The organism is Aciduricibacillus chroicocephali (genome assembly GCF_030762805.1).
GTDB classification, from domain to species: Bacteria; Bacillota; Bacilli; order Bacillales; family Amphibacillaceae; genus Aciduricibacillus; species Aciduricibacillus chroicocephali.
Window position 1 is genome coordinate 2040212 of record NZ_CP129113.1, and the last position, 14350, is coordinate 2054561.

Annotated in this window: 13 protein-coding genes; 5 read left to right on the top strand and 8 right to left on the bottom strand. The window is 43.2% G+C overall.

Features of this window, described 5'->3' with window-relative positions; all coding sequences use genetic code 11:
• Positions 1-27: 27 nt before the first annotated feature.
• Positions 28-900, bottom strand: a complete 873-nt coding sequence (locus QR721_RS10650) for an EamA family transporter (RefSeq protein ID WP_348026769.1) — start codon at positions 898-900, stop codon at positions 28-30.
• A gap of 236 nt (positions 901-1136) precedes the next feature.
• Between QR721_RS10650 and QR721_RS10655 the strand changes: the two genes are divergently transcribed.
• Entirely contained in the window at positions 1137-2210 is a 1074-nt protein-coding gene (locus tag QR721_RS10655; protein WP_348026771.1) for a branched-chain amino acid aminotransferase, read from the top strand.
• 171 nt (positions 2211-2381) lie between these two features.
• Positions 2382-3677: a purine/pyrimidine permease gene (locus QR721_RS10660; protein WP_348026773.1), complete on the top strand. Its 1296-nt coding sequence runs from the start codon at positions 2382-2384 to the stop codon at positions 3675-3677.
• Between the two features lie 37 nt (positions 3678-3714).
• Here the strand turns inward: QR721_RS10660 and QR721_RS10665 are convergent, their stop codons facing one another.
• The 3 genes from QR721_RS10665 to QR721_RS10675 all read right to left on the bottom strand — a co-directional run bounded on the left by QR721_RS10665 (position 3715) and on the right by QR721_RS10675 (position 5981).
• Complete coding sequence (locus QR721_RS10665) at positions 3715-4437, bottom strand: amino acid ABC transporter ATP-binding protein (RefSeq protein ID WP_348026775.1); 723 nt, start codon at positions 4435-4437, stop codon at positions 3715-3717.
• The gene (locus QR721_RS10670; protein WP_348026777.1) at positions 4434-5114 is read right to left on the bottom strand and encodes an amino acid ABC transporter permease; all 681 of its coding nucleotides are present in this window, start codon (positions 5112-5114) and stop codon (positions 4434-4436) included. The genes QR721_RS10665 and QR721_RS10670 overlap by 4 nt, the downstream gene beginning before the upstream one ends.
• Positions 5115-5189: 75 nt before the next feature.
• Entirely contained in the window at positions 5190-5981 is a 792-nt protein-coding gene (locus QR721_RS10675; RefSeq protein ID WP_348026779.1) for a transporter substrate-binding domain-containing protein, read from the bottom strand.
• A 205-nt stretch (positions 5982-6186) separates the two neighbouring features.
• On the opposite strand from QR721_RS10675, the gene QR721_RS10680 reads away from it, so the two are divergent.
• The 3 genes from QR721_RS10680 to QR721_RS10690 all read left to right on the top strand — a co-directional run bounded on the left by QR721_RS10680 (position 6187) and on the right by QR721_RS10690 (position 11614).
• Complete coding sequence (locus tag QR721_RS10680; protein WP_348026781.1) at positions 6187-7896, top strand: methyl-accepting chemotaxis protein; 1710 nt, start codon at positions 6187-6189, stop codon at positions 7894-7896.
• Between the two features lie 175 nt (positions 7897-8071).
• Positions 8072-9766, top strand: a complete 1695-nt coding sequence (locus QR721_RS10685) for a HAMP domain-containing methyl-accepting chemotaxis protein (protein WP_348026783.1) — start codon at positions 8072-8074, stop codon at positions 9764-9766.
• Between the two features lie 147 nt (positions 9767-9913).
• Complete coding sequence (locus QR721_RS10690; protein ID WP_348026785.1) at positions 9914-11614, top strand: methyl-accepting chemotaxis protein; 1701 nt, start codon at positions 9914-9916, stop codon at positions 11612-11614.
• Between the two features lie 52 nt (positions 11615-11666).
• Here the strand turns inward: QR721_RS10690 and QR721_RS10695 are convergent, their stop codons facing one another.
• The 4 genes from QR721_RS10695 to QR721_RS10710 form a co-directional block, all read right to left on the bottom strand.
• A complete protein-coding gene (locus QR721_RS10695) occupies positions 11667-12356 on the bottom strand; it encodes an LrgB family protein (RefSeq protein ID WP_348026787.1) in 690 nt (229 codons plus the stop codon).
• The gene (locus QR721_RS10700; RefSeq protein ID WP_348026788.1) at positions 12350-12721 is read right to left on the bottom strand and encodes a CidA/LrgA family protein; all 372 of its coding nucleotides are present in this window, start codon (positions 12719-12721) and stop codon (positions 12350-12352) included. The genes QR721_RS10695 and QR721_RS10700 overlap by 7 nt, the downstream gene beginning before the upstream one ends.
• Before the next feature lie 86 nt (positions 12722-12807).
• Positions 12808-13974: a PrsW family glutamic-type intramembrane protease gene (locus QR721_RS10705; protein ID WP_348026789.1), complete on the bottom strand. Its 1167-nt coding sequence runs from the start codon at positions 13972-13974 to the stop codon at positions 12808-12810.
• A 69-nt stretch (positions 13975-14043) separates the two neighbouring features.
• Positions 14044-14226: a hypothetical protein gene (locus QR721_RS10710; RefSeq protein ID WP_348026791.1), complete on the bottom strand. Its 183-nt coding sequence runs from the start codon at positions 14224-14226 to the stop codon at positions 14044-14046.
• Between the last annotated feature and the right edge of the window lie 124 nt (positions 14227-14350).

The following is a 14350-nucleotide window of genomic DNA, read 5'->3' on the forward strand; positions in this document are numbered from 1 at the left end:
CCCTATTAGTAGTATTCATTGGATAAGCTATTGTAAAGACGTTTGCCGCCGGCGCAATGCCCGAATATTTGGAAGCGCAATCCCAGCAAGAACAACGAGGACACCGATCCACTGGACGACCGAGACATGTTCCCTTAAGACAATGACAGACATGAACACTGCCGTTGGGAGCTCTGAAGAACTTAAAATAGTCCCCAGCCCGCTACCGATATTCGGCATGGAAATGCTGAATAGGAGCGGTGGCAAAATAACTCCGAAGACACCAAGAAGCAGAGCATATTTATAAAGGCCCTCGCCTACAAAAGAACCGTCAATCAGAAATCTTGGTGGGAATATGAGACTTACAACAATAAATGCACCTGTTGACATGAGCATGCTTTTCGTCAGTGGCGGCACTTCCACACCGACCCGTCCGCTCAAGAAAATGAAAGCCGTGAAACTAATCGCTGCGAGAAGCCCCCAGATAATACCAGGCAACGGCATAGATATTTCTTTTACATTCAAAATTCCAGCCGCAAGCAGTGAACCGACGAACAGAATCAGAGCTGAAAACCATTTGCCTTTCCCCGGCACGCGCCGATCTAGTATCCACTCTGCAAACAGACCCATCCATGAAAATTGGAATAGCATAATAATTGCAATTGATGCATCAAGGTATTTCAATGACTGATAATAGCAAAGGCCAGAGCCTGCCATTGCAATACCTGAAGCAAGCAACTTGAATACCATCGACATTTTCATCTTATATTTCTTGCGGAGCAGAACGATGATCCATAGCATAGCCGCACCACCGAAAAACTGCGAACCAACGACTTGGGCAGGAGTGAAACCTTGACCATAGGCAATTTTGACAAAGGTGGACAGTATCCCAAAACTGCATCCCCCAAGAAAAGCAAGCAACGCGTAAATCCATTGTTTATTAATAATAAAACCCTCCTTCTAGAATTCACAGAACATGCACGAAACAGACTAATTCGGAAAATAAGTGATTTTTTTTCAATGAAGCAAACATTAGGAGTATAATGATACTATAGATACAAGGACAGGACTCGAAGTACCTGCCGAGCATGATATTTTTTTATAGTACAATAATAAATGAAACTGAGATTTTTTTAAATGTTAGGAGAAGATGAGGCATGAGTAATCAAGAAATCAAAGTAACACTTTCAACATCAAAGAAGGAAAAGCCGAAATCTGACCAACTTCCTTTTGGCAAGTACTTTTCAGACCATATGTTCATCATGGATTACAAGCCGGAACTAGGATGGTATGATCCGCGCATCGTGCCATACGGTCCTATTGAGCTCGATCCTGCAGCAAGCATCCTTCATTATGGACAAACAATCTTCGAAGGCATGAAAGCATATGTGGACAAAGATGGCGGCGCACGCATCTTCCGTCCCGAAATGAATGTAAAACGCCTTAACCGCTCCAATGACCGGATGTGTATTCCTCAAGTCGATGAAGACATCGTTCTTGAAGCAGTTAAGAAAATCGTTTCTATTGACCAAGATTGGATTCCAAACGCTCCAGGTACAGCGCTCTATATCCGTCCGTATGTATTCGCAACTGAGGCGAACATCAACGTCGTTCCATCCAAAGAGTACAAGCTAATGATCATCCTTTCTCCTGTTGGGGCATACTTCAAGGAAGGCCTAAACCCTGTTAAGATCGCTGTTGAAGATAAATATGTCCGCGCTGTCCCAGGTGGAACAGGTGAAGCGAAAACAGGCGGAAACTATGCAGGCAGCTTCCGCGTACAAGAGAATGTAGCCAAGAAAGGCTTCTCTCAAGTTCTTTGGCTTGATGGTGCGGAACATAAGTATATTGAAGAAGTCGGCGCAAGTAATGTCTTCTTTAAGATTTCAGGAGAAGTTGTGACACCTGCCCTTACAGGAAGCATCCTTCACGGCGTGACACGCGACTCCGTAATCAAATTGCTTAAGCATTGGGGCGTTCCTGTTACAGAACGAAGAATTTCTATTGAAGAACTATATGCAGCTTCACTTGAAGGCCAGCTTGAAGAAGCGTTCAGCTCAGGAACTGCTGCAGTAATTTCTCCGATTGGCCAGCTTACATGGAAAGATAAAGATCTTGTTATCAATGATAATAAGATTGGTGAGCTCACACAAAAAGTATATGATACGCTTACTGGCATCCAGTACGGTACAGAAGAAGATGTCTTCAACTGGGTTACAGAAATCAAATAATCTTATAGAAAGAAGCTGCATCTCCAGTCTCCTTACAGACTGCAGATGCAGCTTCTTTCTATATATTCGTGAACGCTGTTCAACTTGCATTATGTTATAATATGGAATAACTCATTTTTAGGGCCTTTTATATTTGTAAGCGTTACCAAATTATGCAAGGAGTTGGTTCCTTTGAAAAATGTATTTTCCTCCATGCAGTGGATGTTCTTCATTCTTGCCAATATTGTTGTCATCCCTGTCTCAGTCGGTGCTGCCTATGGATTGCCAGTTGCAGACATTGCGACTTTGTTGCAGCGGACGTTTTTCGTAATTGGTATTACTTCCCTTCTCCAAGGTTTATTCGGTCATAAGCTGCCGCTGAATGAAGGACCGGCTGGATTGTGGTGGAGCCTGTTTCTCATTTTTGCCGGAATGGTTGCATCAGGCAAGCAGGAAGCGAGCATTGTCCTGCGCAGTCTCGAGCTCGGAATTTTCATCGCAGGAGGAATTTTCCTATTACTCAGCGTGTTCCGTCTCATTAATCCGATTAAGAAACTTTTCACACCGCTTGTAACAGGTACATATCTCGTCCTGCTCGTCAGCCAGCTGTCAGGACCTTTTGTTAAAGGAATTCTTGGCGTCGACTATTTGTCAGATCGGCTTGATCCGAAAGTAGCCATCACAGCTGTTATTATTCTCATTTTGACAGTGATCCTGGCGAAGAGCCGCTTTAAGTTCCTTAGCAGTTATTCCATTTTAATCAGTCTTGCTACTGGTTGGATTCTGTTTGCACTTCTTAAAATTACAAAACCGATGAATTTGGAAGTCCATTCTTTTATATCTGTGCCGAAAGTGTTCACTTGGGGTACTCCAACATTCGATGCAGGCATTGTTCTTACATCCATTTTCACGGCTTTCCTGCTGCTTACGAATCTTGTAGCGAGTGCTGAGGTTGTATCTAAAGTGAGCGAAAGCAAAGAGCCGGTCAACTACCCGCGCTCGACATTCATTATGGGGATCAACCATTTGATCTCAGGGGCCTTCTCTGTCATTGGTGCTGTTCCGCTTGGCGGAGCTGCAGGTTTTATTGCTACAACCCGTATTAAAGAACGTCTGCCGTTTCTAATCGGAAGCACAGCAATTATGTTGATGAGTTTCTTCCCGGTCTTAATGGCGTTCCTTGCTTCCCTGCCCGTCCCTCTCGGGTATGCGACAATCTTCCTCGCCATCTCCAGCCTGATTGGACTTGGTTTGAATGAATTGCGAACGGCACTGCAAAATCCGGATGCACCAGCTATTATCAGCCTTTCACTTATGGGAGGCTTCGGGCTGATGGCTGTTCCAGAAGATGCACTCAGCACATTGCCTGAACTTCTCGTATCACTTGTAAATAACGGACTGATCATCGGTGTCATTATCGCTATCGTCCTGGAGCAAATTTTCAGGAAACGTCAGGCGATTCAAGAAAGACGGCAGACAGCTCCATGAATAAGAGAGCATGGACCACGTCCATGCTCTCTTTCTATTACAAAATCTGTCCAAGGAAATTCTTCGTCCGTTCTGATTGTGGGTTGCTGAAGATCTCTTTCGGTTTTCCTTCTTCCACAATGAGACCATCATCCATGAAAATAACACGGTCGGCGACTTCACGGGCAAAGCCCATTTCATGCGTTACAACGACCATCGTCATTCCCTCTCGTGCAAGTCCCTTCATTACTTCAAGCACTTCCCCGACAAGCTCTGGATCAAGAGCTGAGGTTGGTTCATCAAAAAGCATTGCCTTTGGCTCCATCGCAAGTGCTCTGGCAATCGCGACGCGTTGCTGCTGCCCTCCTGAAAGCTGGCTTGGATAATTGTCCGCTTTGCCGCGGAGACCGACTTTATCAAGTAATTTATATGCTTTCTCTTTCGCAGCAGCCTTGCTGAGCTTCCGTACCTTTTGAGGAGCGAGGATGATGTTATCGAGCACTGTTTTATGCGGGAACAGATTGAATTGCTGGAACACCATACCGACTTCTGTACGGATTTCATTAATATTCACTTTACGGTCAGTCAAATGCTGCCCTTCTATGATGACATCACCATCTGTTAATTCTTCCAGCATGTTCAGACAGCGGAGAAATGTACTTTTCCCTGATCCGCTCGGTCCGATGACACAAACAACTTCAGATGGTTTGATGCTGCAATTGATTCCTTTCAGTACTTCCAAATTTCCGAATGACTTATGCAAATTCACAATCTCAATCATACGCTCAACCTCCTCTCCATATAGCGCAGAATGAATGAAAGACTTAATGTAATGGCGAGGTAGAAAAGAGCGACTGTCGAATAGATTTCAACCGCATTGAAATGGTTCGCAGCAATCTGTCTCCCCTGGAAAATAAGCTCCGGAACTAGGATGACTGACAATAGCGACGTATCTTTAATGCTGATGATGAACTGATTGCCAAGTGGCGGGATCATTCGGCGGAAAGCCTGAGGCCAAATGACATGGCGCATTGCCTGTCCCCTTGGAAGTCCGAGAGAACGTGCTGCTTCCATCTGTCCCTTATCTATTGAAGCGACTGCCCCGCGGACAATTTCCGCTATATAGGCACCCGAATTGATAGCAATAACAATAACCCCTGCAACGATGGAGTTCATTTTGAAACTGCCTCCATCGAGAATACCTTGGTTGATGATAAGCGGCAGAGCGAAGTAGATCCAAATCGCCTGCACTAGTACAGGCGTGCCGCGGATGATTTCAATGTAAACTGTACAAAGTCCATAAAGAAATTTGTTCCTGGATATACGGCCAAGCCCAAAAATGATGCCAAGGACGAAGCCGATCGCGATGCCGAGCACTGAAATGAGCATCGTATAGTAAAGACCTTTACCAAGCTCAGGCATATAATCCAGGACTCCTGCCCAATCAAATGTGGACATATCGAGTTCCTCCTTTTTCAGATGGGAAAAAGGCGCAAGCGCACGATGGCTGCACCTTTTTCACACAATCAGTTCTTATTTGCTCTCTTTTTTACCGAAATATTTTTCGTTGATTTCATCGTATTTACCATTTTCCTTCAGCTTCTTCAAAGCATCATTTACAGCATCGACAAGCTCTTCTTGCCCTTTCGCTACAGCAATGCCGTATTTCTCAGCCTGGTACTTGTCACCGACCATTTTAAGGCTTTCACCTTTTGTTTTGATATAGTAAGCAACGTTTGGCCAGTCATAAAGAATTGCATCGACGCTGCCGTTTTCTACTGCAAGGTATGCCTGATCAAGCTGCTCATACTCTTTAGGAGTTGCTCCATCAAGATGCTTCTTAATATAATCCGCACTTGTGGATCCAAGACGTGTTGCGATTTTCTTACCCTTCAGATCGTCAATGTCCTTAATGTCTTTATTGTCCTGCTTCACACCAATACCTAGACCTGACTCATAGTAAGGATCGCTATAGTCAATCGCTTTTTTGCGTTCTTCTGTAATTCCGATTCCTGCAATCGCCATATCAAAAGATTTCGTTTGCAGTCCTGGAATGATGCCATCGAAGTTCGTCGTTTTGAAATTGACATTGAATCCTGCTTCTTCAGCAATCGCCTTCATCAGATCAACATCAAAGCCTGTCAATTTACCATCCTTCTGGAACTCAAACGGGACGAAGGAATTATCTGTTCCGACTGTGTATGTATCCTTTAGCGCTTTTTTCTTGTCCCCTTTGCTCTTGCTTTCTTCATTTCCCCCGCCACATGCGGCAAGTAGCAGTATAAGTGAAGCTGCTATAACGAGAAATCCCCAACCCTTTTTCATTCTGTTTTTCCCCCTTGTCTAAGTTGAAAAGTGAATACCCTCTAAATAAAAATATGAAATATTCAGTCTTTCATTCTCGAATTTTTTACCCGTTCCTTCTTCTTTCCAAACTGAGCCTTCCAATTTTTTTCTATTTTTTATTTATAATTAGGATTTAAGTCCGATATATTACTAAAGGATTTAGTTTAATTAGAGGAGCCTTATTATGAGACAAAAGAATATGATTACGCGCAAACTTGGCTTTATTATTATGGGGATTCTGCTATTTTCTATCGGCGTTATCTTTGTTTCTATGTATAAAACGAACTATGATGAAATCAAAAAGTCAGCCGGTGTCGAGGCTTACGGATGTGCTAATATCACTACTGCACTGATCAAGCCTTCTGACATTGAGAAAATCAAAGCCGGAAATACGGAAACAGCAGACAAGGTCGGCAAAGATATTAGCTGGACTGTACAGCATAAAGACATTTTTGCCGGACAGTACATCATGGATACGAATGGTAAACTGCTCGCGGTTGATGACAATCTGCTTAGCCAAGGTTTCCATCCTGGTGATCAGTTCCAGATTTCAGAAGAGGATCTTGATCATTTAATGACTGCGCGTGCTCCTGTTTATTCCGACATCTATGAATTTGGCGGAATGAAACGCTTGACCGGCTATGCGCCTATTTTTAAAGATCATGACCCGGACAAGGAAATTGTAGCGATTAGTGCAATCGATTTTGAATCCAATATTGTTGGTACAAGAACTTGGGATATGATTAAAGGAAGCTTCCTGTTCGCGATCATTCCAATTCTTCTCGCCGGATTTGCTACAATCTATCTCATTAAGAAAACGACAGAACCACTAAACCCGATCATTCAATTTGCAAGCAGAGTCGCTGACGGTGATCTCACTGTGGAGAACTTGCCGATCCTGCGTAAAGATGAAATCGGTCAACTTTCCGGAGACTTGAACACGATGGTCGACAATCTTCGCAGCATCATAGGTGGTGTATCGGCCAATGCTTCCCAGGTTGCCAACTCTGCAGAGGAATTGTCGGCAAGCGCCGAAGAGATTTCTGTCTCAGCAGAGCAGAATCTTGCCTCTACACAGAATGTACGCCAAGGTTCTGATGAACAGATGAAGATTGTCCATGACAGCAATAACATTCTATCGACGATTTCTGAGAAGACTCATACAATCAGCAACAAGGCGGAAGAGCTTTCTGCAGCTTCTATCGATACTTCTTCCAAAGCGGAAGAAGGAAATCGGGCCATTTCCGAATCGATCGCTCAGATGGAACGAATTAATGAACGTTCAGGTCATATGACCGCCTCTATGAATACGTTGAGTGAAAAATCAGCTGAAATCAGCAATATCATTACATTAATAACGAATATATCCGATCAGACGAACTTGCTTGCCTTGAATGCTGCGATTGAAGCTTCACGTGCTGGTGAAAACGGCAAAGGATTCGCTGTTGTTGCCGATGAAATTCGTAAGCTCGCTGAGCAATCTTCAAGTGCAACGAAACAGATCAGCGGACTCATACATGAAATTCAGTCTTACACTGAGCAAACTGTCGTTGAATCGGAAGAAAGCATGCAAGCAGTTAAGGATGGAACAGAATCAATTCGCAATGCCGGTACATCCTTTGGTGCAATACATGAAGCAGTAGGATCTGTTTCAAATGAAATCAGCAGTATTCATCAAGATATTGAATCCATTTCTATAGACATCGGCGCAATTGTAGAAGCGATGCAGCAAATTGAATCTGTCTCGGAACAGAATGCGGACAACACTGCTCAAGTCCTTAACGAGTCAGAAGACCAGGCAGCTGCTATAGAGGAAATCACTTCCCTTATGGATCGTCTATCTCATATGGCTGAAGAATTGGATAAGCAGACACAGCGTTTCAAACTTCAATAATAAAAAGGCTCGGATTAGATTCCGAGCCTTTTTACATGTAAAAAATATTCATATTGCAAATAGCGGAAAATAATGTAATAATACTTCTTAATATGTCTATTTATCTATTTAACTTGCAATTATATAGGTACATAATCACGAAACACAAACTGAACATGGTAAAGGAGTTTGGAACATGCGTAATTTTGAGGTAGGTAAGAAACTGGTTTCCCTTATCGTCATTTCGGGTTTACTGCTTCTTATAATAGGCGGAATTGGATACGCTTACATGCGTTCTATGGCCAATGATACAGAAGCTATGTACAAAGATCAGCTTCTTAAAATCAACACCCTGGCTAAAATAAAAAGCAACGACCTCATCATGGACTCTTACATGCTTGAGACCATGCTCAGCGATGATAAAGCATTCAGAGAAAGCAAACAGAAGCAAATTGAAGAATTGATTCAGACTAATATTAGTATGGAAAGACCAGAACTATTTTCCGAGGAATCTGTCAGCAGTGAAGAATACGGGGAAATTGTCGGCGGTTTTTCCGAACTGAGACAGCACTCACTTGACCTAGCTTCAGAAGGAAAAAGCAAAGAGGCCTATGATTTCTATGTGAACAGTGTAAAGCCGCAGCGTGAATTACTTAGTGATTCCGCTAATAAACTCGCTGACTACCAAGAGAAGCGTGCAGAAAAACTAAATGAAGAGAACAATAAAAAATTCGGACAAGCGACCTTCTTCTTCGTCACAATCATTATTGCAGGCATTCTAATACTTTTAGCATTTGGAATATTTGTCACACGCATGATCACTGTCCCACTTCAAGAAATCGGTTCTCTTATGAAGAAAGCTGAAAAAGGAGACCTGACAGGCGTAGCAACTTATCATTCAAAAGACGAACTTGGTCAGCTTTCAAGTTCTTATAACTATATGATGGAAAGCTTACGTGAAACGATTGCCTGTGTTCATCAGAGCGCTGACATGGTTGTCGCCGCTTCGGAACAAATGAGAGCAAGTTCGGAACAAAGCACGGAAGCAAGCACACATATCGCTTCAACAATCCAGGAACTTACAGTTGGCTCTGAGCGCCAGCTGCGCAGTGTTGAGGAAAGCACGGATGCTGTAGAGAGAATTTCCGAATATGCAAACAACATTAATAGCAATACTGCTTCTGTATCTACTAACGCTAATGATACAGCGCGCATATCGGCTGAAGGAAAAGTTGCTATCGACAAGATGATCAAACAAATGAATGAAATTAACGATAACGTATCCGGCCTTAATAACATTGTCCAAGCTCTAAGCAGACGCTCTGCCGAAATCGGCACGATCAACGATGCGATTACAGCGATTGCCGATCAGACGAACCTGCTTGCATTAAATGCTGCAATTGAAGCAGCAAGAGCCGGTGAACAAGGAAAAGGCTTTGCTGTCGTAGCGGATGAGGTACGAAAGCTTGCTGAACAGTCCGTTCACTCTGCAGACCAGATTGCAGCCTTGATTGCAACAATCCAAAGCGACACTGAAGAAACGCTCGATTCCATGGCAAAGACTTCAGAAGGTGTTCTCATCGGAATTGAAGTCGCAAGAACAGCTGGAGAATCATTCCACAATATCGAGAAAGCGATCTACGGCGTAACAAGCCAGATTGAAGATGTGGCATCGGCCATTGAGCAATTGACGAATGGCACGCAACAAGTCGCCAACTCAATTATGAATGTGAAAGATGTAGCAGAAGGAACAGCTGCCAGCAGCCAGACAGTTTCTGCAGGTACTGAAGAGCAGCTCGCTTCCATTGAAGAAATCGAAGCATCCTCAAGCAATCTTGCCAATATATCAGAGGAACTCCAAAACGCAGTTTCACGTTTTAGAACAGTTTAATTAGAATAATATTCTTTAAGCCCTCCATCCTTTAAGGACTGGAGGGCTTTTTTCGAGTATATTCAACAAATTGACCCATACATCTTCAAAATTAGGCATAAAGAACCGATACTCATAATATAAAAGTCATAATAAGGAGATTACATCATGAATTTTTTGCAAAATTTAAAAGTACGGACGAAATTAGCTATTCTAGTCATCTTTGCCTCCTGTCTCGCTGCAGCTCTTGGCCTCGTTGGTCTGGCTTACATGAAAGACATGGGCAAAGATACGAAAGAGATGTACCAGGACCGGCTCCAGCCAATTCAGACAATCGGTAAAATGCGTTCAAATAATAAAGCGATGGACAGTTACATGCTGGAAGCCATGCTATCTAAAGATAAAGCATATTCGAAGCAGCTTGTTGATCAAATCGATCAACTCGTTCAGGAGAATATTAGCATGGAAGACCCTTCATTCTTTAAAGAGGGTGTTCTGAGCTTTGATGATTATGGGAAAATTGTTGATCAATTTTCAGAAGCCCGAAAGAAATCACTCGATCTGGCAAAGGAAAATAAAAACAAAGAAGCTTATGAAGTCTATGTAAATGAAGTAAAAGCAATCAGTCAGCAATTCGATGATTCTATAATTAAACTGAGAGAATACCATGAAAAAACGGCCAAACAAGTTGACATTGATAATGATGATAAAATCGCCAAGGCTAGCTGGACACTGTTCTCCCTCATCATTGTTGGCATCATTCTTCTTATTGCATTTGGCATGCTCGTTTCCCGTATAATCACCCGCCCTCTTTCGGACATATCAGGGTTAATGAAATACGCTGCCGAGGGCGACTTAACGCATAAAGGCGATTATCAATCCGGGGATGAACTTGGACAACTGAATGCTTCCTATAATCATATGATGGACAGTATTAGAGATACGATCAGTAAAGTAAACGAGAACGCTGAAATGGTCGTCGCCTCCTCTGCCCAACTGAGCGCAAGCGCCGAACAGAGCACACAGGCAAGTACACATATTGCTTCTACAATTCAGGATCTCGCTCAAGGATCGGAAACTCAGCTCCGAAGTACAGAAGAAAGCGAAAAGGCCATTCACGGCATTACAGAGTATACGAAACAAATCAATGAGAATACAAATGCTGTGTCTGCAAGTGCCAAACAGTCAGCAGAACTTTCTGCTGAAGGTGAGAAAAAGATTCGTGAAATGGTTGACCAAATGCAGACTATAAGCAATAATGTCGCAGGTCTCGGCAAAGCTGTTAAAGCTTTGAGCGAACGTTCTGCAGAAATTGGCAGTATTAACTCTGTTATTACGAATATTGCCGACCAGACAAACTTGCTTGCTCTAAATGCGGCTATTGAGGCTGCACGTGCTGGCGAACATGGAAAAGGCTTCGCCGTCGTCGCAGATGAAGTACGTAAGCTCGCAGAACAGTCTGTGAACTCTGCCGATCAGATCAAAGCATTGATCGGGACAATTCAAGATGAGACTGAAGAAACGCTTTCCAATATGGATGAAACGATTCGCGGCGTAGAAGTTGGCATTCAAGTCGCTCGCTCTGCAGGAGATTCCTTCGCTGAAATCGAACAAGCCATCCAGCAAGTATCAAATCAGTTTAATGACGTTGCTCACGCGATTAATCAGCTGACGGACGGCTCGCTTCAAGTGGCCGATTCCATTCGCAATGTAAAAGAAGTTGCAGAAACTGCAGCTGCAAGCAGTCAGACTGTATCAGCAGGTACAGAAGAACAGCTTGCTTCCATGGAAGAGATTGAGACTTCAGCGAGCGGTCTTGCGGAGATTTCCGAAGAACTCCAGCATGCTGTTAAACGTTTTAAACTATAATTCCAAACAAAAAAGCATTGTCCTCGCAATATATGAGGACAATGCTTTTTTACTAATAGATTAGCCAGATGAGCGGCTGTGTAATAATCGATACAACGATAGAGGAAAGCCCCATCGCTACTGTTCCGGCCGCTCCCTCTTCTTCAGAGTGTTCCATCGCCATCGCAATTCCAATCGCGTGGGAAGCACAGCCAATTCCGATTCCCTTCCCAAGGAAATGACGAATGCGTGCCAATTTAAACAAATACGGACTCATAACTGCCCCACCAATCCCTGCGAACATAACAAAAACAGCAGCGAGTGCCGGCACACCCCCAATTGTATGAGCGATATCCATCGCTACCGGAGTCGTAACATTCTTTGGTGTAAGTGAAAGTGCAATTTTTTGATCAATATGAGCCAACTTTGTAAGAATAAGTCCACTTGCCACCCCCGATATTGCTCCAACGACAACACCGGACAAGATCGGGACGATATTGCGTTTCAGCATATCCCACTGTTTATAAAGCGGATATGCAAGTGCAACAACAGCAGGGCCAAGTAAGTGATTGATCCAATTCGCTCCTTGTGCGTACACATCATAAGGAATACGCAAGACAAATAGTAAAGCGATGATCATAACTGTTCCAATGAGCACCGGTATCGTAAAAGGTCCGGGGTATTTTTGACTGATTTTGCGGGCTAACATATAAATGAAGATCGTGCCTATTATAGATAGGATTCCTGTAACAAATGTCAGCATTGGCTCCGGCCTTCTTTCCGGCGAATGAGCACTTGTGTAACGGCTCCGCCGATCAACATGACCATCGCTGTGCTCACTAAGGCGATGACAACAATCCAAATTCCCGCTCCTTTGAACAGATCAAGATACTCGATTGCTCCAACCGTAATGGGCAGAAATAAAAGTGGTAAATGCCTAATAAGCAACGAGGCCCCTTCTTCAGCCCATTTCGGCTTGAAAATACCTGTTAGCAAACAGAATAAAAACAGAAGCATCCCTATGACACTTCCAGGTATGAAAAGGTGAAGTGCATGCTCAATCCATGTACCTAACCAATAAAATACAAATAGGATGGCAATATGAATAACCAATCGCAGAACTTGCATGATGAAGATCCTCTCTGTCATAAAATATGAAATACTTACCTATTATATCATTTTTCATGACAGAGAGAGGGTTCCCCATATATCAATTAAGTCATGGCCGAAAGTCTCCTCCGGCGCTCTTCATCGTCGTGCATCTCTACTATCTGTTTCAAACCAAGATGAATCATTACATAAATGAAGAACCAGGCTACCGCTATTAAAAGCAGTACTGCATACGGCCAGCCGATCATATCCCACAGCGCATGAAGGACAATAGGAATGATGAAGAACTTCAGGAATTTTGAGCTGAAGAAGTGATGTGGAGCGAGCTTTTCCGATCCTTTTGCATACATAAGTGCCGCTCCACCAATTGCCGACCAGACGACATGCCCGCCAACTGATTGCCAGCCACGCAAGAAGATAATTTCAAGCATGGAATCAAGTCCCTCTTCGTACATGTAGCGAAACGCATATCCTGCAGACTCAAACGCTGCGAATCCGGCCCCGATCGCTGCACCGATCAGCAGTCCATTCAATATATAGATCGGGTTCATCCGTTTAATGAAATAGGCGACAATCGCCAGTTTTCCAATTTCCTCAATAACACCAACCATAACAGCACCGACCACATCCATATTCTCCACTGGAAAAATTGAATATAGAATAAGTGCTGCGACAAGTGACGCCGCTCCTCCTACAAAGAAGAGCTGTGCAGTTTCGTAAATACTTACATTTTGCGGCGCATTCATTTCCCAGAAGAATATAAGTAGTGCAAAAGGTCCTGCGAATGAACCGACTACAATCAACCCCGGCAAGGTGTTCTGATTATTGAAAGAATTGATGCCGATATAAAGCAATATGTACGTGAGGGCAAAAATTAGAAAAACACGGGCAAACAGCCATGGTTTCGGCCATGTTGCTTCTATATCCCTAAGCTTCGGAGTTGTCGCTCTCGTACCAGCAGCGAAAAGCATCTCTGCCTCATCCTTCGTATGCTTCTCAAAAACTTCCGAAAAAACTTGCTCCACATTCATTTTAATCTTGCGCCTGTCACCGACATACCGATCCAGTTCTTTCTTCGCAAAGCTGGACCGCATTGCTTCCGAGAAATTTTGTGAAGCTTTCTCATTAATACGGTGCGGACTCAGTTCTTCTGATATTTCTTCCGAGTGAAGAATGGCGCGAACCTTTTCCTTCTCCAGCTTGGCACCGCATGCCTGACAATAATTATCTTTATCATAATTGACGTGTTCACCACATTGATGGCAGTACATGCACATGCCTCCTTTTTCTTGCATAGCAATAGTATCATTTGGCAGAACAAAATTTATTATGCATATTGATTAAGACTTCTCTTTAAAATGGCGACAATAGCCTTTTTCTTGCATAGACCACTTCTCCATAAGCAGACCACATGCTATTCCAGCAGCTCTCACACGCAAACTAAACCGTTCTTCCCCATCCAAACCGATCAGAAACACAAGCACCCCCAATAACAGCAATGCGAGTCTTTTGAAGCCGTGCATTCCGAATCGCCTCTCATTTTGATTTTTCCTATTATGACATTTTGTTTCAAAAATTGCATACTGTGAAAATATAGTATTAAATCTCTTTTTATGATTGAAAAGATTCATATACGGTTGGCATTTT